20 protein-coding genes and 5 pseudogenes are annotated in these 18673 nt (G+C 32.1%); 11 read left to right on the top strand and 14 right to left on the bottom strand.

Going from position 1 to position 18673, the window contains the following annotated elements; genetic code table 11:
• Positions 1–68: 68 nt before the first annotated feature.
• Positions 69–998, bottom strand: a pseudogene (locus tag JVV30_RS12215) (IS3 family transposase).
• A 122-nt stretch (positions 999–1120) separates the two neighbouring features.
• A complete protein-coding gene (locus JVV30_RS12210; RefSeq protein ID WP_223197199.1) occupies positions 1121–1468 on the bottom strand; it encodes a TetR/AcrR family transcriptional regulator in 348 nt (115 codons plus the stop codon).
• Between the two features lie 200 nt (positions 1469–1668).
• Here JVV30_RS12210 and JVV30_RS12205 point away from each other — a divergent pair.
• Positions 1669–1800, top strand: a pseudogene (locus JVV30_RS12205) (ATP-binding cassette domain-containing protein); the annotation flags it as partial.
• A 226-nt stretch (positions 1801–2026) separates the two neighbouring features.
• On the opposite strand, the gene JVV30_RS12200 reads toward JVV30_RS12205, so the two are convergent.
• Together JVV30_RS12200 and JVV30_RS12195 are read right to left on the bottom strand one after the other, a co-directional pair.
• Entirely contained in the window at positions 2027–2599 is a 573-nt protein-coding gene (locus JVV30_RS12200; RefSeq protein WP_182474352.1) for a TetR/AcrR family transcriptional regulator, read from the bottom strand.
• 30 nt (positions 2600–2629) lie between these two features.
• Positions 2630–3415 (bottom strand): arylamine N-acetyltransferase, encoded by a 786-nt coding sequence (locus tag JVV30_RS12195; RefSeq protein WP_031919611.1) that lies wholly within the window; start codon positions 3413–3415, stop codon positions 2630–2632.
• A gap of 135 nt (positions 3416–3550) precedes the next feature.
• Here JVV30_RS12195 and JVV30_RS12190 point away from each other — a divergent pair, with 135 nt between their 5' ends.
• From JVV30_RS12190 to JVV30_RS12180, 3 genes are all read left to right on the top strand, one after another.
• Positions 3551–4960, top strand: coding sequence for a DHA2 family efflux MFS transporter permease subunit (locus JVV30_RS12190; protein WP_204194313.1), 1410 nt, complete (start codon positions 3551–3553; stop codon positions 4958–4960).
• Between the two features lie 32 nt (positions 4961–4992).
• On the top strand, positions 4993–5364 hold the full coding sequence (locus tag JVV30_RS12185) for a DoxX family protein (protein ID WP_002467321.1): 372 nt from the start codon (positions 4993–4995) through the stop codon (positions 5362–5364).
• A 66-nt stretch (positions 5365–5430) separates the two neighbouring features.
• The gene (locus tag JVV30_RS12180; protein ID WP_053016934.1) at positions 5431–6384 is read left to right on the top strand and encodes an amidohydrolase family protein; all 954 of its coding nucleotides are present in this window, start codon (positions 5431–5433) and stop codon (positions 6382–6384) included.
• 360 nt (positions 6385–6744) lie between these two features.
• Here the strand turns inward: JVV30_RS12180 and JVV30_RS13330 are convergent, their stop codons facing one another.
• The 3 genes from JVV30_RS13330 to JVV30_RS13320 all read right to left on the bottom strand — a co-directional run bounded on the left by JVV30_RS13330 (position 6745) and on the right by JVV30_RS13320 (position 7733).
• A complete protein-coding gene (locus JVV30_RS13330) occupies positions 6745–6939 on the bottom strand; it encodes a hypothetical protein (RefSeq protein WP_223197198.1) in 195 nt (64 codons plus the stop codon).
• Between the two features lie 122 nt (positions 6940–7061).
• The gene (locus JVV30_RS13325; protein WP_107366725.1) at positions 7062–7262 is read right to left on the bottom strand and encodes a zinc-binding dehydrogenase; all 201 of its coding nucleotides are present in this window, start codon (positions 7260–7262) and stop codon (positions 7062–7064) included.
• A gap of 195 nt (positions 7263–7457) precedes the next feature.
• A complete protein-coding gene (locus JVV30_RS13320) occupies positions 7458–7733 on the bottom strand; it encodes an alcohol dehydrogenase catalytic domain-containing protein (RefSeq protein WP_239469379.1) in 276 nt (91 codons plus the stop codon).
• Between the two features lie 300 nt (positions 7734–8033).
• On the opposite strand from JVV30_RS13320, the pseudogene JVV30_RS12170 reads away from it, so the two are divergent.
• The 5 genes and pseudogenes from JVV30_RS12170 to JVV30_RS13495 form a co-directional block, all read left to right on the top strand.
• Positions 8034–9350: pseudogene (locus JVV30_RS12170) on the top strand (ISL3 family transposase).
• Between the two features lie 345 nt (positions 9351–9695).
• Entirely contained in the window at positions 9696–10268 is a 573-nt protein-coding gene (locus tag JVV30_RS12165) for a TetR/AcrR family transcriptional regulator (protein ID WP_076690068.1), read from the top strand.
• A gap of 19 nt (positions 10269–10287) precedes the next feature.
• Positions 10288–10857: an isochorismatase family protein gene (locus JVV30_RS12160; RefSeq protein WP_031919607.1), complete on the top strand. Its 570-nt coding sequence runs from the start codon at positions 10288–10290 to the stop codon at positions 10855–10857.
• 84 nt (positions 10858–10941) lie between these two features.
• On the top strand, positions 10942–12138 hold the full coding sequence (locus tag JVV30_RS12155) for a putative multidrug effflux MFS transporter TcaB (protein WP_343283867.1): 1197 nt from the start codon (positions 10942–10944) through the stop codon (positions 12136–12138).
• Positions 12139–12585: 447 nt separating this feature from the next.
• Positions 12586–12699 (top strand): annotated as a pseudogene (locus JVV30_RS13495) (arsenate reductase (thioredoxin)); the annotation flags it as partial.
• A 19-nt stretch (positions 12700–12718) separates the two neighbouring features.
• On the opposite strand, the gene JVV30_RS12150 reads toward JVV30_RS13495, so the two are convergent.
• The 6 genes from JVV30_RS12150 to JVV30_RS12125 form a co-directional block, all read right to left on the bottom strand.
• On the bottom strand, positions 12719–13060 hold the full coding sequence (locus tag JVV30_RS12150) for an ArsR/SmtB family transcription factor (RefSeq protein WP_031919605.1): 342 nt from the start codon (positions 13058–13060) through the stop codon (positions 12719–12721).
• An 18-nt stretch (positions 13061–13078) separates the two neighbouring features.
• Positions 13079–13696 (bottom strand): CadD family cadmium resistance transporter, encoded by a 618-nt coding sequence (locus tag JVV30_RS12145; protein ID WP_002434082.1) that lies wholly within the window; start codon positions 13694–13696, stop codon positions 13079–13081.
• A 537-nt stretch (positions 13697–14233) separates the two neighbouring features.
• Positions 14234–14599 (bottom strand): DoxX family protein, encoded by a 366-nt coding sequence (locus JVV30_RS12140; protein WP_002434567.1) that lies wholly within the window; start codon positions 14597–14599, stop codon positions 14234–14236.
• An 8-nt stretch (positions 14600–14607) separates the two neighbouring features.
• Positions 14608–15612, bottom strand: a complete 1005-nt coding sequence (locus tag JVV30_RS12135; RefSeq protein WP_002434486.1) for an NADP-dependent oxidoreductase — start codon at positions 15610–15612, stop codon at positions 14608–14610.
• 3 nt (positions 15613–15615) lie between these two features.
• Entirely contained in the window at positions 15616–16281 is a 666-nt protein-coding gene (locus JVV30_RS12130) for an SDR family oxidoreductase (RefSeq protein ID WP_002434095.1), read from the bottom strand.
• Between the two features lie 21 nt (positions 16282–16302).
• Positions 16303–16986 carry a type 1 glutamine amidotransferase domain-containing protein gene (locus JVV30_RS12125; protein ID WP_002434046.1) on the bottom strand — a complete coding sequence of 228 codons (684 nt, stop codon included), beginning with the start codon at positions 16984–16986 and terminating at the stop codon, positions 16303–16305.
• A 77-nt stretch (positions 16987–17063) separates the two neighbouring features.
• On the opposite strand from JVV30_RS12125, the gene JVV30_RS12120 reads away from it, so the two are divergent.
• Positions 17064–17411, top strand: coding sequence for a MerR family transcriptional regulator (locus tag JVV30_RS12120; protein ID WP_002434548.1), 348 nt, complete (start codon positions 17064–17066; stop codon positions 17409–17411).
• 495 nt (positions 17412–17906) lie between these two features.
• On the opposite strand, the gene JVV30_RS12115 is transcribed toward JVV30_RS12120, so the two are convergent.
• Positions 17907–18071 carry a GNAT family protein gene (locus JVV30_RS12115; protein ID WP_002434151.1) on the bottom strand — a complete coding sequence of 55 codons (165 nt, stop codon included), beginning with the start codon at positions 18069–18071 and terminating at the stop codon, positions 17907–17909.
• A gap of 177 nt (positions 18072–18248) precedes the next feature.
• On the opposite strand from JVV30_RS12115, the pseudogene JVV30_RS12110 reads away from it, so the two are divergent.
• Positions 18249–18673 (top strand): annotated as a pseudogene (locus tag JVV30_RS12110) (hypothetical protein); the annotation flags it as partial.

The following is an 18673-nucleotide window of genomic DNA, read 5'->3' as shown; positions in this document are numbered from 1 at the left end:
TAAGAAAGACTATAAGTAATTAGAGGTACTGAACCCCTAAAGTGGGAACTTAATAAAAAAACAATATTCTAGGCTGCTAATTCTCTGTATTTTACAGGGGCTAAGTAGCCTAGCTTTTGTTGAATTCGATTATTATTATAGTTTTTAATGTAATTTTCAACAATATCAATTACAATTTGATTCAATGTATCATTTACTAAGCTTTGATCCTGTTTGTTATTTATTTTATATGCAACAATTTCTCCGTTATAAAGATCCATAATTGAAGATAAATACAACATGGGGTTACCGAAAGATAAATAAGTAATATTTGTTGTTAATACTTCCATTGGTTGACTTGCTTTAAATTGTCTTTGTAGTAAATTATCTGTTTTATAACAAGGTTTACCAATGCTTTTAGTCTTTTTAGGTCTAACTCGACAATTTAAATCATTCTTCTGCATGATTCTCTGAATTCTTTTATGATTAACTGCTACTGAAGACAATTGATTAATCAAGGTTGTAATTTTTCGATAACCATAGATGTATTGGTTGTCTTTACACAATTGAATGATTTTTTGCTTCAAGTCATCATTTTTATAGTTCTTGTGTTCCCATCTATAATATGTCAGTTCAGGTATTTCTAAAACATCAAGTATTATTTTTACTGAATACTTATGCTTTAATTGATCAACTAATTTTACGATTACTTTTGGTGCCCCTTCCTTTCCAATTCTTTTTACTTTTTTAAAATATCTATTTCAATATCTTTTCTATTATTCTCTAATTTTAATTCTTCAACTTCTGAGAGTTCTTCAAGTTCTTTACCATAAGTATATTGCTTACCGACTTGTTGAGAAAATCTATAAGTTTCCCCATTTCGATACCATCTCCACCATGTTTCCACCTGTGTTCTATTTCTAATATTTAATGTTTCTATAATTTTTTTATCGAATAACCAGATTTTTTCATCTCAATAGTTTTATACTTGTTTTTAATGAATAAGACACTCTTTTCATAGAAAAAACACCTCCGTATGATTCATTTTAAATGAATTCAACGAAAGTGTTTTTATATTATTCCCATTATTTGGGGGCCAGTGTCATATAATTAAAAATTATTTTTCCTTATTTGTAAGTGCCTAAGTATTCATAATAGGCACTAAACGAACTTCAATGTTTTGTTGTAAATTCTTTTTCATGGCTTGGTGGACAATATAAACGCCATTATCTCTTAACAATAAAAGTAGTAATTCTCCTTCATTAATCCAAGAGTTTAACGCGTGTTCAAAGAATTGACGTCGTTCCTCAAATTGAATTTGTGTCAATTGACGCTTCCCTTTTTTCATCATGGCTTTTTGATATTGAAATAAAAAGTCATCTTTATCTCTATAGTGTTGATAAAATGTTCCCCTACTAATGCCACTTTCATCACAAATATCTTTAATACTAATGTCATCATAAGATTTAACATTTAGTAGTGTAATCATACTTTTTTTCAATTTTGGTTAATATTTTATACACACGTTTATCCATGGTTTCTTCGTTCATTTGTGTCGCCCCCATAACATTATTGAACATTTATATCTCATGTGTCTGATTATTTCAATTGATGCATGCAATTGTCGAAAATTGATTTATATTGAATATACAGTAATTAAGCAGAGTGTCAAATAAGGAGGTACACAGCATGATGCAGACGATTGCTTCACTTAAAGACGCAGTAAAATCCTATGATAAACATAAAGTTTTAGACCAAATCAGTCTAGACATTAACGAAGGCGAACTTTTGGGACTAATAGGACCTAGTGGTTCAGGTAAGATGTTCTTATTCTTCTTATCTTTATTATTTTATTTATCATTTTAAATATCATCGGACTTAAGCGTTATCGCAAAGTTTAACAATCTATCATATGACTTATAAAAATTGTAGCCTGGGACATAAATTAATATCTCAGGCTACAATAAATTTTAAGGGGCTATTTAATGAACTAGTGTTTATTTACATTTGCTCCTTTCTTAATTCTGTCCAACTTTCAAGCTATTATCTATCCTATAAATATATCTAATAGTCTACTTAAAAATTGGTCTTTTGTCAGTTGTTGATCGTGTTTGGCAAAGTAATAGAAATCTGATGAAAATGAGTTTAGCATCAAATTAATCTTAAACTCTAAATCTTGGGTCTGTTGCTGACTAGTGAACTGGTCTTTAATCAATTCTTTCAGTTGTTCATAAAACGGAATATTAATCATTGACTGATGTTGAGAATTTGATTTCTCAATAAAATTTAGGACATTAAAGTTTGCCTCTTTTAAATCTAAATAAATAGATAAAACACCATATATTTTATCCCTCACAGACGCATCTTGATGCTGATGAAGGAATGTATCCATTTCATCAAACATATCATGAACCTTTTCATCCATCATCGCTTGGCATAGTAACGATTTACTTTCAAAGTGACGATATAAAGTGCCTACACCCACGCCAGCTTTCTTCGCGATTTCCGACATATTCATCTCACTAATATCTTCACCCTGTGCTAATAATTGGGTCGTTGTCTGTAAGATGATTGCTTTGTTATGCGTTGCATCACTACGTTTTTTCCGTTGATTGGTCATCTTATCCCCTTCCAAACGATGTGCTCCCTTTTATGGTTCTAATCTATTAATTTTAACATCTAAATTGAATTCTTCTTTTAAAAATTGACGATAATTTTCACTTGTCACATCATATTTTTCTTTATCTCGTTGTTTCGTTAACGTTAAATTATTTTGAGACATTGTCGCACGACCATATGATTTAGGCATTGTAACGAGCAAACGTTTAACGAATGTAGAATTAGGATTAGTTTGATTGTATTCGATATTATAATCAAAATCATGAATGTCTCTAGGTTCTAACTCAGCTTCGTATTCTGTATCCCACTCATTGTCTTTCCATTTTTGAATGTAGAATAAGTTATCATTTACATAAATGGCACGATATTCTCCGTTAATATCCTCAATGATTGCATCACTATCTTGATTATTAATTGGCATAGCACTTATTGGCAAGTCACCATAACCGACATCAGCGACATAATTGACACTATCAATCGGCACGATTAATGACATATGAGAGCCTTTAAGACTACGTCCGCCCCCTGGTGTATGAATAGTTGCAGATACCATATTTGCTGTGAAGCCTTTTGCTTCTAAGTACGCTTTGAAGAAGTGATTCATTTCATAACAGAAACCACCACGTTGGTGATTAACGATTTTTTCATAGATATCATCTACTTCTACTGATATTCTCACACCATTTTGAACATCTATATTTTCAAAAGGCACTGTTAACATATATCTTTTTAAATAATAATTTAATGCTTCCAAGCTTGGTTCATTATATTTATTTGGATCTATATTTAAATATTTTTCAAGACCTTCAATATTCATTACTAAGCATCTCCTTTTTACTTTTTTCGTTTTTAACACTATCTATATTATATTGAATTCATAAATTTGACAAACGGAACGCATTCCGAATAAAATAAGTGATAGTTGATTCCATTTAAGAAAAGAGGTGAAATTATGACTCAGACACAACCATCACATTTAAATATAAAACAACGTAATTTAATGATTGCGGTCATGATGATTGGTGCTTTTATTAGTGTCTTAAATCAAACGTTACTTACAACGATATTGCCAGAGGTCATGAAGGACTTTGCGATATCAAGTAGTACGGCACAGTGGTTAACGACCATCTTTATGTTAGTGAACGGTATTATGATTCCTGTCACAGCCTACTTAATTGAGAGATTTTCATTACGTACACTATTCTTTACGGCTGCGACCTGTTTAATACTTGGTTCTTTAATCTGTATGTTGGGTGTTAATTTCCCATTATTATTAGTGGGTCGTAGTATTCAAGCGTTAGGTGCAGGTATTTTAATGCCATTATCTCAAACACTATTATTCATTATTTTTCCTGTTGAAAAACGTGGTATGGCAATGGGTATCTTCGGTCTTGTCATAGGCTTTGCACCTGCGATTGGTCCTACAGCAGCAGGTTGGTTCATCCACCTATTCGATTGGCGCTATCTATTTTTAGTCGTGCTCTTAATTAGTGTGGTTGACGCTATTTTCGGCTTTTTATATTTGAAAAATATTACCGAGACACAACAACCTTCGTTAGACATCTTGTCAGTCATCATGTCTACATTAGGATTTGGTGGTTTACTTTATGGCTTTAGTTCAGCCGGTAACCTGGGTTGGTCACATCCATCCGTTTACGTGACGATCATCATTTCCATCATTATACTTGCGCTATTTATACGTCGTCAGTTGAAACTACCTTCACCGTTACTCGAATTTAGAGTATTTAAATACCGTAGTTTCACCATTTCGATGACTTTAATTGTATTAATGTTTGTACTCTTTATCGGTAATTTGACTATTTTACCTATATACATGCAAACCATGATGCATTGGTCACCTTTAGAATCTGGTCTCATCTTATTACCTGGTGGACTCGTCATGGGCTTGTTGTCGCCTGTTACTGGTAAATTATACGACCGTGTTGGCGGCCGAAGTTTAAGTATCACTGGCATGTTATTGATTATGATAGGTGCCTTATTCATGGCACAGTTCAATCCACAAACATCAGCATTGTATGTCATTGTGACATTCTCAATCTTGATGTTAGGTAATTCTATGATTATGACACCAATGACTACACAAGCATTAAACGCTTTACCTGTATCCTTGATTGCGCATGGAACGGCAATGAATAATACAATTCGCCAAATTTCAGCAGCTATCGGTACAGGTATACTTGTAACACTCATGACTGGTTTCGGTCACCTTTCACCATTACACGGTGCAGCCGGCCTTATCCATGGTCTAGATATGACATTTTATATCGTTGCCTTTGTAGCACTGATAGGTGCATTCATTGCACTCTTCTCAGAAAAAAGACAATCAAATACAACACACTAATCTTTAATATTATTTAATAGGAGGTGTTAAGCATGTTACTAAGACATGTTATTAACGCATATGTAGGAAAAGAAATTTTAAAAAGTAGTTTACCAAAAGTAAAAAATGACGATGCTATGGCACAACAATTTAAAGAAGGATTCGGATTATCACGTCGTTCAATGCGATTAGCAGGATTATTCGAATTTGTAGGTTCTATCTTTTTATTTAGTTCAATTTTAGGCAAACTTGGCCAAAAATTAGTCGTTGTGGGCACTCTAATGATTAACATAGTGATGGGTACAGCAATCTACAATCACTATAAAGCAGGACATGGTCACCAAGGTGCCAAAGCCGCTTCTAAATTCTTTATGTTAAATGTTCTTAGCTTAATCGAAGTTTTAAGTTTAAATCGTCGTCAATAAAAGATTATATTTTTTAAAACTGGATAAATATTTAATATAGTCATTTAATTAAAGGAGAACAATCATATGTCAAATGCAAAAGCGATTGATACACATGCACATTTATGGAGCGAAGACTATTTAGAGAAATTAGGCAAATTAGGTAGTCAAGGTACAGAGGTTGCTAAAGGAATTAATCAATCTGCCTCTAAAGAAGATCTAGACAAGCGCTTTAAAATGATGGACGATGCTGGCGTTGATATGCAAATCATCTCTGCCACACCACAATCACCACAATGGGGTACAAAAGAAGAAGCACATCAAAGTGCACAAGAGATTAACGATTTATATGAATCATTGATTCAACAATATCCAGACCGTTTCTTAGCATATGGTGCAGTATCTCTTCCATATGTCGATCAAGCTATTAAAGAAGCGCAAGAACTACTTAAAAAAGATGCCTTTGTAGGTATTGCGATTCCAACTATTGTGAAAGATAAAGTGTCAGTTGCCGACAAACAATTCGAACCTTTCTTCGAAGCTATGAACGAATTAAATGCAACACTTTATATTCATCCAACTGGTTGTGGTGCCCAAAGTCCACTCGTGAACGACTATCAATTAGAATGGGTGATTGGCGCACCATTAGAATCTACATTCATTACGTTACAATTAATTAAAAACGAGATTCCACAAAAATATCCAAATATCAAATTCCATATTTCACATTTAGGTGGTGCTTTACCATTCTTCATGACTCGTATTAAAGACAATTACGAAGACTGGAACGCCTTTAACATTGATCCATATGAAGTATTAAATCGTCAATTTTGGTATGATACTGCTAATTTCCATGAACCTTCTTTAATCAATACCATTGATACATTCGGTAAGGATAAGCTCATGATGGGGTCAGACTTCCCTTACTTCCAAGATGAGAAATATACACGTGGTGTAGACTATATTAAAAACAGTGATATTGATCCAGACACAATTGACGGTATTTTAAGAGGTAATGCAATTCAGCTCTTTAATATTTAATTTTATATTTCTACTACTACTTATTCATGTTAGCAATTTATAAGAAATGAAATTATTATTTGAGCTGTGTTAATTGTAGTTATGAGATTAAAAATGCTTGTTTTAATCTTATATACTTGATTAACAATAAAGGCTGTTGAAAAGACATATAGAACATAAACAATCTTTAAATTCCATGTAAATTAACTACGAAAATATACGAAAGTAAGTTCATATAAAGTTGGGCTCATAAGAGGTAAAGATATATATAAGAGCAGAACGGATAACTAGTAATTAGCTATCTGTTCTGCTCTTTTTTGTAATCTTTAAATGCTTTTTATTTAGAAATCACATATAAAATTGAGAATCTAAGTATTGAATTTAAAAAGTTGGAATTACTTTGGATATAGATATTAATAATACCGGTTTAATAACTTTTCCAGAATTTGAATCTAAAATTGCTTGGTTAATATATTCGAAGTCATAAAATTTAACTAATTTATTAAAATCAAATTGTCCTTGCTTATATAATTCAATTAATTGAGATATTTCAAATTGAGCAATCGCATCACTCATCAATACACCTTAATGGACTTATTTTGGAGTACTAAATCTGTAAAGCTATTCATTTCTAATTTATTTTGTGTTACAGCTATAGAGGCCATTACTCCTTGCGTACCAAGAACATCTATAGCAGACTACATAACAGTTGAAACTCCTATTTTGTCAACAGAAAAACTCACCCCTTTGCCATTAGTTATTTTATTTACTTCTTCAATTAAATCTTCATTAGAAATATTAATCACATGCGTGGCACCTAATTCCTTTGCAGTACTTAATCTGCGACCATGAATCTCTACAGCAATAACTTTTGTACAGCCTTGTGCTTTTGCTAACATTAATGCTGCTGAACTTACCGCACCAGTACCAAATACAACTATACTATCTCCAACTTTAGGTTTTAAGCCATTTACAATTGTTCAAGCTCCAGTTAAGAATCCACATCCTAAAGGGACAACTAATCTTAAATCAATATCATTATCTATTTTAACTAAGTTTCTATAATTTGTAATTGTATGTGTAGAAAAAGAGCTTTACGTAAAGAAATTAGATACTGCTGTTCCATCTTGCTTTTTGAATGTGTATGATCCGTCTATTCTAGCCCCACTCATATTTAATGTAGTCCAATTTATACAAGAAGAAGGATTCTCTGAATTGCAGTTTTCACATTCTCCCCAAGTATTGTAAGCCATTAAAACTTGATCTCCAACTTTAAAATTTGTAGCTTGCTCACCTACCTTTTCGATAATTCCTGCTCCTTCATGTCCTAATAGTGCTGGAAAAGAAAATTCTACATCACCAATTCTCATTGCTTCGTCAGAGTGATAAATATATAAAACTACCACTTTAACAATAACTTACTCACTTTGTATATCTTGAAGTTCTAAATCTCCGAATTCATAATCCCCTTTAACTTTGTTAATAACTGCTGATTGTTTAACATAATATCATCGCTTTATCAATTAATATACATATTTTTAGGTTCTATACTTAATTGGACTGATGAAAATCAGTTCAATTTTTTTATGTCTTTAAGAATATAAAAATGGCGCAAATATCTCTATAATTGTAAGTGCCTTAAACCAACAATGAGGAGAGATATTGCGCCTATGACTGATTGTATATCAAAAATACTTAGAATTAAAGATAAAAATATTAAATTTGAAGACACATTAGATGAAAAAGTCTATAAAGGAATGACCTGTTTATTCTTTTACGGTGAACTATCCTATACACCTCCAAGGTGGGCATTATGTGGGTATAAAAATAAGGATTATTCAATCGTTAAAAATGGCAAGAAACAATCATGCATTACGCTTAATAAAATGAATGAAAGACCAGTTTATTTAGTATTAGCGAAGCAACGCTTTTATTGTAAATGTTGTGAGTCTCACTTTACTGCTAAAACAAATGTTGTTGATATGTACTGCTATATTGCTAACTCGACCAAGCTAGCGATTGTCGATAAAGCCACAGAAGTCCGTTCAGAGAAAACCATCGCCCGTGATACATCTGTATCACCTACCACGGTCTCTAGATACATTGATATGATTGCGAATCAAATACATCAAACGCCTTAATCAATCCTCGCCCGAACACCTTATGATGGATGAATTTAAAAGAGTTAAAAATGTATCAGGGAGTATGAATTTTATTTACGCCGATGCGTTGACGCATCCTATTGTAGATATCGTAGAAGATCACCGTTTATTTTCGTTAAAACGATATTTTAATCGGTTTCCTTTAAAAGAACGTCAAAAAGTAAAAACCATTACGATTGATATGTATCCACCTTATATAAATTTGATTCGTAATATGTTTCCTAATGCACATATTATTATTGATCGCTTCCATATTGTACAATCTATTCATCGTGCGCTTAATATGGCACGTGTCAGTGCCATGAATGACCTAAAAAACGCACATCGCCCAGATTACAATAAGTGTAAACGTTATTGGAAACTGGTCTTAAAACCTACGGAAAACTTAGAATCCTTTGAATATAAAAAAATGAGATTGTTTAAAGAATGGAAGACCGAAAAAGGTGTCGTCAAGCATATTTTAGCTTTAAACTCAACATTAGAACGTACTTACCACTATGTAAATCAACTACGCACCTGTATTAAAACGAATGACTTCTCGGCATTAGTGACAACTTTATCTATGATTGACTTATCACTGACTCATAAAAAATTTAAGCCAGTTGTAGGGACTTTACGCAAGTACACTGATTTCATCAAAAACACCCTCACTTATACTAATCTGACCAACGGTCCAATTGAAGGCATTAACAATAAAATTAAATTAATTAAACGGGTATCTTATGGTTATAGAAATTACAATCACCTGCGCAATCGCATAATTTTGTGTTCTAAACTTTACGCATATAGACCAAAAAAGAGATTAAGCAATGTTTCGTTGCTTAATCTCTATAATTGAGGCCATCAGTCCAATTTGACAGAGAGCCATATTTTATCGCTTTTGTAATCGTTTTCGTAATTTTACTTCTTACTAAAAGTATTGTATTAGAAGAAATGAATAAAGCTAGTAATTATAACTTAGCAAAAATTGATTTGTTTTAATAGATGATACTAATATCAAAGTAAATTAAAGAATAGTAATTGATTCACCCACTATCTTTAAAACCCACTTTTTTAAAAGTATATTAGAATAAATATTTTTTAGATTAAACGCTTGAAACGGAGACCCGTCTCACTTATAATGGTTTTATTAAATATGTATGAAACAAATAATTTGAAGGTGAGGTTTATATGTCAAAGCGAAGTGATGCTATTAAAAATGAAAAGCTTATTATAAAAACAGCTAATGAACTTTTCAATATGTATGGTGTAGATTCGATAAGTATGAAAAAAATAGCGGAAGCCGCTCAAATTGGTAAAGGAACATTATATCGTCACTTTTCCAATAAGTCCGATATTTGTTCTGCACTGTTGAGTCAAGAAATTGAACACATGTTTAATCAGATTGATTATAAAAAGAAAATTCAAACTGATCAGCAAGAATTACTTCGTTTTATATTTTTATCTCTTATTGAAATTATGGAGAAAAATGTAAGTTTAATTAAAGAAATTGAACGTTCAGACAAAAAAAATCGTGTACTTATGCAGACACCCTTCTATGTAAAACTTAAATCAGAAGTTATGTCATGTATAACAAAAATGGATATTGTCAATGATCCTGATTTTCATGCTGATATTTTACTGAATTCTTTTTCAGCAGATGTATTTGAGTATCAACATTATGTTAAAAAGATTCCCTCCAAACAATTTGTAGATCGTATTTTGAAAATTTTTGTTCGAGGTATTCAGTCCTCAAAACTTTGATAACGAAAGGAAGATAAAAATGGATTTCAAGAATACAGCTTTAGTTTTAGTTGACTTACAAAAAGGTATTGCGAATACTGCTGAAACAGCTCCGCATAGTGTCTCAACAGTATTAAATAATGCTGCAAAAATGGTGGAATTATTTAGAAAGAATGAAGGTTTTATAGCATTTATTAGGGTTGATTTTATTGACGGTAAAGATGCTCTAAAGCCTAATGCGATGAAATCCTTGCCAGGAGGTAGTCCGAATCCTGATTTTGCTGAAATAGTTGATGAACTTGGGGTAAAATCAACGGATTATGTTGTAAGTAAACGAGGATTTAGTGGCTTTTTTGGCACAGACTTAGATTTACAACTACGACGTCGAGGTATTCAAAATATCGTCATTGGTGGCATTTCTACACATATGGGTGTTGACACTACTGCGCGTGATGCTTATCAAAATGCATATAATCAATATTTTGTTTCTGACATGATGTCTGCACCTGAAGCATCATTACATCAATTTTCAATTGAACAAACATTTCCATTTATGGGACAAGTTGTTACAACAGAATATATGATTAAAATTTTAGACTCTAAAAAGTAGTAATCTTTAAAAGAACACGAAAGTCTTTATTTTGACTTTCGTGTTCTTTTATTGACAAATTCTTAAAATAGAACCAGAAAGGAAATTTATAATGAAGAAAAAAATATATCCCCTTTATTTATTCTAATTATGGCTGGTCTGGCTGCGTTTGGTCCACTATCAATTGATATGTATCTACCAGCATTGCCTGAAGTTAAATCTATGCTAAATACAAGTACTGCTCAAGTTCAAATGACACTTACATTTTTTATGATTGGCCTGGCTTTTGGTAATATTACTATTGGAACACTATCTGATACGTTTGGTCGAAAAAATCCTTTAATATTTAGTTTAATTGTTTATATTTTATCTTCAATCATTATTGCAATTGCACCGCATATTACAATCGTTCTTATATTTCGTTTCATACAAGGATTTGCTGGTGGAGCTGGTATCGTCTTATCAAGAGCTATTGCCACAGATTTATATAAAGGGAAAGAGCTCACGCAGTTTTTAGCAATGTTAATGCTTGTCAATGGAGCAGCACCAGTGTTAGCACCAATGTTTGGTGGTATAATTTTAAATTTTTTAAATTTCCGTATACTTTTCTGGATTTTAGCATTACTTAGTAGTTTAATGCTTATAGGTACACATTTAAAAATCAATGAAACTTTACCTCCTCAAAATCGTAGACAGGCTCATTTTAAAATTATAGCTGAAGATTTTAAATTATTATTAACACGTCAATCATTTGTCATTCCAATGATTATTCAAGGTTTTACATTTGCTATGTTCTTTGGATATATGGCAGCTTCTCCGTTTATTATGCAAAATATATACGGTCTCAGTGCCCAACAATATAGCTACATTTTTGCTTTGACGGGTCTAGGATTAATTTTCACTGCCCAAATAACAGGGCGTCTCGTTGAACACATGAATCAACATACACTCTTTCGTATATATTCAGCTATCCAATTAGTAGGGACAGTTATTACGATAATTGCGTTAACCAATCACCTTACTTTATGGATTTTATTACCATCATTTATTCTTATAGTTGGACCAGTCGCCGGTATAGGTACTTTAGGATACGCAATAGCAATAGAAGGTCAAACGAGAGGTATCGGAAGTGCTTCTAGCTTAGTAGGTTTAATGCAATATTTAATTGGTGCTATTACAACACCACTTGTAGGATTACAAGGAGAAAATAGTTATACACCGTATATCATTGTCATTTCAATTACAATGATAATTATTGTAACTTTTCAAATTTATCATAAAGTATTTATTGAAATACATTAGTATAATATATGATAATTTAGCACTAAGGTAATCAAGTATCTATAATTGTCTATTAGTTTTACTAAATTAATTTTTGTTTTTTCTCATTGTATACATTTTAATTCATTTGTATCGCTATTGTCTTTTCTAATTGGAGGAATTTCATTAATCGTCATTTTTTATATACTCTAAACGAAATATTGAAGTTTCTATTATATTATATATATATTAATTTAGAATCTCAGATTCAGAGCTTATTGAAAATTTTTTAAAATTATGATTATAATAAAAATTTAGAGGATGTTAGATAATAATCATTTGATTTTTCTAAAGGAGATATTTATTATTTTAAAATTAAAGTAAATAAACATTAATCCTGAACACCGTGAGACGTGTTCAAGATATTATTATGGCAAAGCAATAAAGCGCAGTCCGCCGCACCAGAGATCATCATATCACCTAACGTCAAAAAAAGATTACTGGGGCTATGATGAGCCATCAAGAAAAGAATGGTCAGAATTCTAACGTGTTAGAGATGAAATTGGAAAAAGAATACAAGAATTCAAAGAAACGCTCGTTTAATGTGAGCGTTTCTTTATATTTAAGTCATACTTTTTATTAATAATGATTTCATTTCTATATCTTTGATATAATAGTATACCATTTTCCCATCCTTGTAAAAATTCAGCACGTCTCTTTTATAAAGGGCTCTCAAATGATACGATGTTGAAGCTATACTTAAACCTAATGTTATAGATAAGTCACAAACACATAATTCTTTCTCTTTAATTAGAGCTAATATAATTTTCAGCTTATTTTCATCACTTATCTTTAATAATGTATTGATAAGTCGTTGAGTTTTTTCTTCATTTAAAAATCTTAAAGCATAATTCACTTTTTCCTCATGAACACAAATGACGTCACAAATTTTATTGTTACTCATATTAAGTCACACCTTAATTTATAATATAAATCCTAATATCGTTTGTATGGTTTCATTTTCAATAATAATAAATAAGCCCAATGCTATGTAAATAACAGCCATAATCCAACGACTGAATTTCTCAACAATTTCACCCACACCAGGAATTCTAGCTAGTTTTTGTGCTGTGAATACTAAAAAGAAAATTAAAACTAAAAATACAATTAAGGTAGTCAGTAATTCAATAATATCCAATGCTACAAAATAAGGGACAAATAAACCAATATTATCTGCACCACAACTTGCAATTGTCACTAAAGAAACAGTCCCTACTAATTTGGACAAACCTTTTTCGTTTAATTCTTTTTTTGCTCTTTTTTCACCTTCACAATCATCATAAATAGCAACTTTTATACCTAAGTAGATGGGGATCAAACCTAATAAACCTAATATCCATTTCTCTGGAACATAATTTAACACAAAAGCTAAAAATAAACTGACTAATATGAGGATCATCGATCCTAGATATTGACCTATATAAATATCCCTATATTCTTTTCTAGTCTTTGCTCTAGCAAAAAATATTAATAAAATCACTAATAAATCTACCGCAGTTGCAATATAAAGTATTGCCGCAGTTATAATAGTCTGAACCATAGAGCACCTCATTCAAATATACATTTGAATGAATTGTATCATATATTGCATATCTTATGAATAATAAATATTAGAACCGAAAAGTGACACTTTAACTGATAGTAAGGGGCTGTGTATATACGAGTGATTTATAGATTCTTTGAGAATACGACTTAAAGCGATTTTAATTTGTCAGTTCATTGCATTTTGTTTTTTTAACAATTTCAATAATAAGAAGCACCTTATAGAACCCTCCTCATATTTGTCTTACAGGCCACATTATTACATTAATGGTACAATGCCACATAATAATTATATGAAAATATAATTATTTTATTTATTCTTATACTCATACACGCAAATTAACTTATGCTTTTCTTAATTTAGAAGCTTATCACTATAGAAAAATTGAAAAGTAAATGTCTGATATGAGCTTATTTAAACAAAGAGCACATAAGCGTTGTCAAGAGAATCATTTGATATACGTCGATTTTAAGTGTAAATATTAAAAAATCGCCTGGAACAAAAGTAATGTTCCAGGCGTGGCTATGATAAGTCTTATAATAGTTTCGCAAGTGCGACCATGACAAATTGTAATGGTAAACGAATGACATGCTGCTTAACACTATCTGTTCTATCTCTTTCATCTTTATAAGAGATGTTCTTACGTGCAGCGTAAATATTTGCAGGAAATACGAGCCAAAGGAATCCTTGTACTACTTTTCTTACGCGTGATCTATTTTTAGCACCGAGTACATAAAAAACAATTATAAATTCTAATATGCCCGAACACTTAACTATTGCGTGTTTGAAAGGTAAATAGGACGGCACGATTTTTAAAAACATATCTTTATTTTTAAAGTGTGAAACACCACTTTTATAAAACAGTAAACTAAATATGAATCTTACGATGATATTTTTCATAGTCTTCTCTATTCTTCAGCGACTTTGACAACTTGTTTACCAAAATTCTCTCCTGTGAATAACTTTCTAAATGCAGAAGGTAAATTGTCAAAACCTTCATCTATCGTCACTTCAAATTTAATTTTACCTTCAGACACCCATTGTGCGAGTTGTTCGCTTGCTTCTTTAAAATGATCAGCGAATTGTGCTACTACAAAACCTTGCATCAATGCTTGATTTTTAATCAACGTTCCTTGGATACGTGGTCCAATATCGTCTTTTTCATTATTATATGCTGAAATTGCACCACATACCGGAACGCGTGCAAATCGATTTAAGTATTTAAACACTTCATCAGAAATTGCGCCGCCAACATTTTCAAAATACACATCAATACCATCTGGTACAGCCGCTTCGAGTTGCTGTGCGAAATCATCTTGTTTATAGTCAATGGCCGCATCAAATCCTAATTCATCTGTTAAATATGTTGTTTTCTGCTTACCACCAGCAATACCGACAACTTTTGCGCCTTTAATCTTAGCAATTTGTCCTACGACAGAGCCTACTGCACCTGATGCAGCTGACACAACAACCGTCTCGCCAGATTGTGGCTGACCAATTTGAAGCAACCCTGTATAGGCTGTCATTCCCGGCATGCCTAAAACACTCAAATATAAATGTAATGGTACATCTTTTGATGGCACAGGGGTCACATCGTCTCCATTCACTGTATTTATCTTTTTCCATGGTAATATGCCTGTGACATAATCTCCGACAGATAGACGTTCATCGTTCGATTGTGTGACTTTTCCAACAATATGACCTTGTAATGGCTCATTCACTTGGAAAGGTTGAACATAACTTTTTGTATCATTCATTCTGCCTCTCATGTAAGGATCTACAGATACATAAATGGATTCTACTTGAACCTCACCTGCATGTGGTTCTCGAGTTTCTATTGTTTCAAATCTAAATACATCGTCTTGAGGGATACTTTGTGGTCGTTTTGCAAGTACAACTTGTTGATTATTCATTTATTATTCCTCCAGATATTTAGTCGTTGCGTCTAATAATGACAAATCACCATTGATGATTTGGAATTCGTGACCTTGTAATACTTCATCAGTTAATACAGAAACAAGCACTTCTGCTACATCTTCTCTTGTAATAGACGGATTTTGTACATTTTCAAATTGCGCACTCATATTGAATTGTTGCGTTTCATGTTCGTTTGTTAAAGCGCCTGGATGCACGATGGTATATTTTAAATTTGCATGTCTTAAGTAGTCATCCGCATAATGTTTAGCAATGGTGTATGGTTTCAAGTCGCCTGACGCATCAAACGCTTCTCGGCGTGAGTCGTACGTTGATACCATAATAAAGTGTTGATGATCGATCTGTTCACTTGCTTTAATTGCTTTCACTGCACCGTCTAAATCTACAATGATTGTTTGATCGTCACCTGTGCTCCCACCAGAACCGACGGAAAAAAGGATTTGATCATACGATTTAAATAATTCTATTAATTCATCAATAGATTGTTTTGCGACATCAATGTAAGTTGCATCGATACCATCTGCTTTTAAAGCTTCAACTTGTTCTTCTTTCCTAACACCGGCAGTAAAATCAACATCTCTTGCTTTCAGTTTACGTACGAGATGTTGACCGACGCCACCATTAGCACCGATAATTAATGATTTCATGTGTATCGCTCCTTTATAAAATTATTGATTAGCTAAGATTTTTAAAGCATTTTCAGCAACTGCATGTCCTGATTGGGGATTTTGACCTGTGACAATGCGACCATCTACGACTGCAAAATTACTCCAGTCAGCCTCTTTTTTAAAATGTGCACCGTTACTAATAAATTCGTCTTCTAATAAATATGGCATGTATTCAGTTGTACCATTTGCTTGTTCTTCACTATTTGTAAAACCAGTCACATCTTTATGACGAACGAGATAATCGCCATTTTCTTTAATATCGAGTAGACCAGCCGCACCATGACATACAGAAGAGAGAACGCCTTGGTTATTGTAAATACTTAGCGCAATGTCGTTTAGTTCTTTGTTATTTCTTAAATCCCAAATCGCACCATGTCCACCTGCAAAGTAAATGGCTTGATAGTCGCTAGGATTAACCTCTTTTGGAGATAATGTTTGTCCAAATTTATTCATATAATCATGATCCGTGTAGTATTCCCAGTCCTCGGCTCCCATCATTTCAGGGCTAAGACTGATAGGATCAAGAGGCACATACCCACCATTCGGACTTACAAAATCAACATCATAACCTGCGTCATAGAAATCTTTCGCAAAGTGCGTAACCTCTGAGAACCACGCACCTGTAGGTCTTTCTAAATTATCGTATTTCGCAATGTTTGTTACAACAATTAAAGCCTTTTTCATTGTCTTTCCTCCTCATTCATGTTTATATAGAATACAATATCAGTTAAACCTTGGTTTAAGAGAAAGGATATGCTTACATGAAACAATATTACATTGAATATGTCTCAGATTATTGCAATATACCTAAAAGCAAACTGCGTTATTACGAGAAAAAGAGTATCTTAAAACACATCGACAGAGATAGCAATAACAAGCGTTTATACACAGACGACGATATCGAAATGATTAAATTTATCCAGTGCTTAAGCAATTTGAATATGCCATTAAAAGAAATCCGAAAAAACACAGACATGCTTTATCAAAACCAAATAGATGTCCCAAGCGTGTTACGCGCACACCTAGAATTCTTGAATGAACAACGGAATTTGATCAGTACACATATCGACTTAATTGAACAAAAATTACAAACTGCCATGACTGAGTGACGAGGGAAAAGGGAGTGTGTGAATTAAAAGAACGATGAGAAGAGTATGGAGGAATAGTTAATGAATAAGCATAAGGAAATTTTAGATTTTAAAGATGAAGTGTGTATGTAAAGGCGATAGGTGGATACGCAAAGCTGGAATGAGTCAGAAAATTGCGTCGGGTGGATAAGCTAGAATAGAATGAGTGGGCGATGGATGGATAGGCTAAAACGGTTATAATATACCTTATACCTAAAATTACAGAGTACTAAAACTATCTTATCTGACATCTCTTGACGAGTTCTGCTTATCGGTTGTTGATGGGGTTTTTTGTAATTGATTTTTCGTACAGCTAGATAAAACGATATATTACTACTATAAATACTTTACATCTAATATCAACTAGTAGCATAAATGCTTAATATATACAAAAAGCTCTCTCAAGTTGTAAGACTTAATAGAGTATATTATTTGTTATCTTTTTACATAAAATTACTTATTGGTACTTTTGTAATTTCAATTACTATCCCATTTCATAAAATATTCATATTCTTGAGTTTCTACTTCAAATTCCTTAGATCGTATTTCAAATTGATGTTTTGTATAAAAACGAATGGCTCCTTCATTCTTCTCATTTACATGTAAATTAAGTACATTATAATCGCTTTTTAATCTTTCCAATAAAAAACCTTCCTATACCTTTATTACGGTAATTATCTGTAATAAAAAGACTTGCAATATATTGTTCAATCCACTTTATAACGAAATTACTTAATACAAATAATTATAACAAATCAAGAACCTATGTTCTCTCTATATATTCACAATTCTTAAGATATAATTATTTAAAAAATAGAAATGAGTGATTTAATGTATAGCAATTGGGGACGTGAGTTACAATCAATAATTGAAAATATAGATACGAAAGACGTAAAAGAAGTGATGAGTCAAGCAAGTAAGTCTTATGAGGAATTAAATAGTAAACGCTACACTCGTAACAAGGAAAAATATCCAATGATTTTAAATGACATAGTTAAATATGAATTATATCTTCTTGATGGATGCAATAATGTAGATGAGGAAAACAAACCAAAAAAGTGGGAAGATCATGATTTATTTGTGCCAACTAAAACTAACTTTTCAGCAAATTTCAAAAAGTTTTGTCTTGCACTTGGTATTGATTCTGAAAATTTTAAAATTGGAAAATTCTATGCATTTAAATATGATAGTAAACTTGTTATACATGATATATTGTCGAATAACAGTCAAGTCCAGACTCCTGT

The organism is Staphylococcus sp. GDY8P47P (genome assembly GCF_016892225.1).
GTDB lineage: Bacteria > Bacillota > Bacilli > Staphylococcales > Staphylococcaceae > Staphylococcus > Staphylococcus borealis.
This window is presented reverse-complemented; position numbering and strand designations above follow the sequence as displayed.

What these genes read in the sequence shown, in the direction of transcription:
- JVV30_RS12210 (WP_223197199.1), bottom strand. Translation starts at nt 1,468, where the DNA reads ATGATTACACTACTAAATGTTAAATCTTATGATGACATTAGTATTAAA.
- JVV30_RS12200 (WP_182474352.1), bottom strand. Translation starts at nt 2,599, where the DNA reads ATGACCAATCAACGGAAAAAACGTAGTGATGCAACGCATAACAAAGCA.
- JVV30_RS12195 (WP_031919611.1), bottom strand. Translation starts at nt 3,415, where the DNA reads ATGAATATTGAAGGTCTTGAAAAATATTTAAATATAGATCCAAATAAA.
- JVV30_RS12190 (WP_204194313.1), top strand. Translation starts at nt 3,551, where the DNA reads ATGACTCAGACACAACCATCACATTTAAATATAAAACAACGTAATTTA.
- JVV30_RS12185 (WP_002467321.1), top strand. Translation starts at nt 4,993, where the DNA reads ATGTTACTAAGACATGTTATTAACGCATATGTAGGAAAAGAAATTTTA.
- JVV30_RS12180 (WP_053016934.1), top strand. Translation starts at nt 5,431, where the DNA reads ATGTCAAATGCAAAAGCGATTGATACACATGCACATTTATGGAGCGAA.
- JVV30_RS13330 (WP_223197198.1), bottom strand. Translation starts at nt 6,939, where the DNA reads ATGAGTGATGCGATTGCTCAATTTGAAATATCTCAATTAATTGAATTA.
- JVV30_RS13325 (WP_107366725.1), bottom strand. Translation starts at nt 7,262, where the DNA reads ATGTTAGCAAAAGCACAAGGCTGTACAAAAGTTATTGCTGTAGAGATT.
- JVV30_RS13320 (WP_239469379.1), bottom strand. Translation starts at nt 7,733, where the DNA reads ATGAGAATTGGTGATGTAGAATTTTCTTTTCCAGCACTATTAGGACAT.
- JVV30_RS12165 (WP_076690068.1), top strand. Translation starts at nt 9,696, where the DNA reads ATGTCAAAGCGAAGTGATGCTATTAAAAATGAAAAGCTTATTATAAAA.
- JVV30_RS12160 (WP_031919607.1), top strand. Translation starts at nt 10,288, where the DNA reads ATGGATTTCAAGAATACAGCTTTAGTTTTAGTTGACTTACAAAAAGGT.
- JVV30_RS12150 (WP_031919605.1), bottom strand. Translation starts at nt 13,060, where the DNA reads ATGAGTAACAATAAAATTTGTGACGTCATTTGTGTTCATGAGGAAAAA.
- JVV30_RS12145 (WP_002434082.1), bottom strand. Translation starts at nt 13,696, where the DNA reads ATGGTTCAGACTATTATAACTGCGGCAATACTTTATATTGCAACTGCG.
- JVV30_RS12140 (WP_002434567.1), bottom strand. Translation starts at nt 14,599, where the DNA reads ATGAAAAATATCATCGTAAGATTCATATTTAGTTTACTGTTTTATAAA.
- JVV30_RS12135 (WP_002434486.1), bottom strand. Translation starts at nt 15,612, where the DNA reads ATGAATAATCAACAAGTTGTACTTGCAAAACGACCACAAAGTATCCCT.
- JVV30_RS12130 (WP_002434095.1), bottom strand. Translation starts at nt 16,281, where the DNA reads ATGAAATCATTAATTATCGGTGCTAATGGTGGCGTCGGTCAACATCTC.
- JVV30_RS12125 (WP_002434046.1), bottom strand. Translation starts at nt 16,986, where the DNA reads ATGAAAAAGGCTTTAATTGTTGTAACAAACATTGCGAAATACGATAAT.
- JVV30_RS12120 (WP_002434548.1), top strand. Translation starts at nt 17,064, where the DNA reads ATGAAACAATATTACATTGAATATGTCTCAGATTATTGCAATATACCT.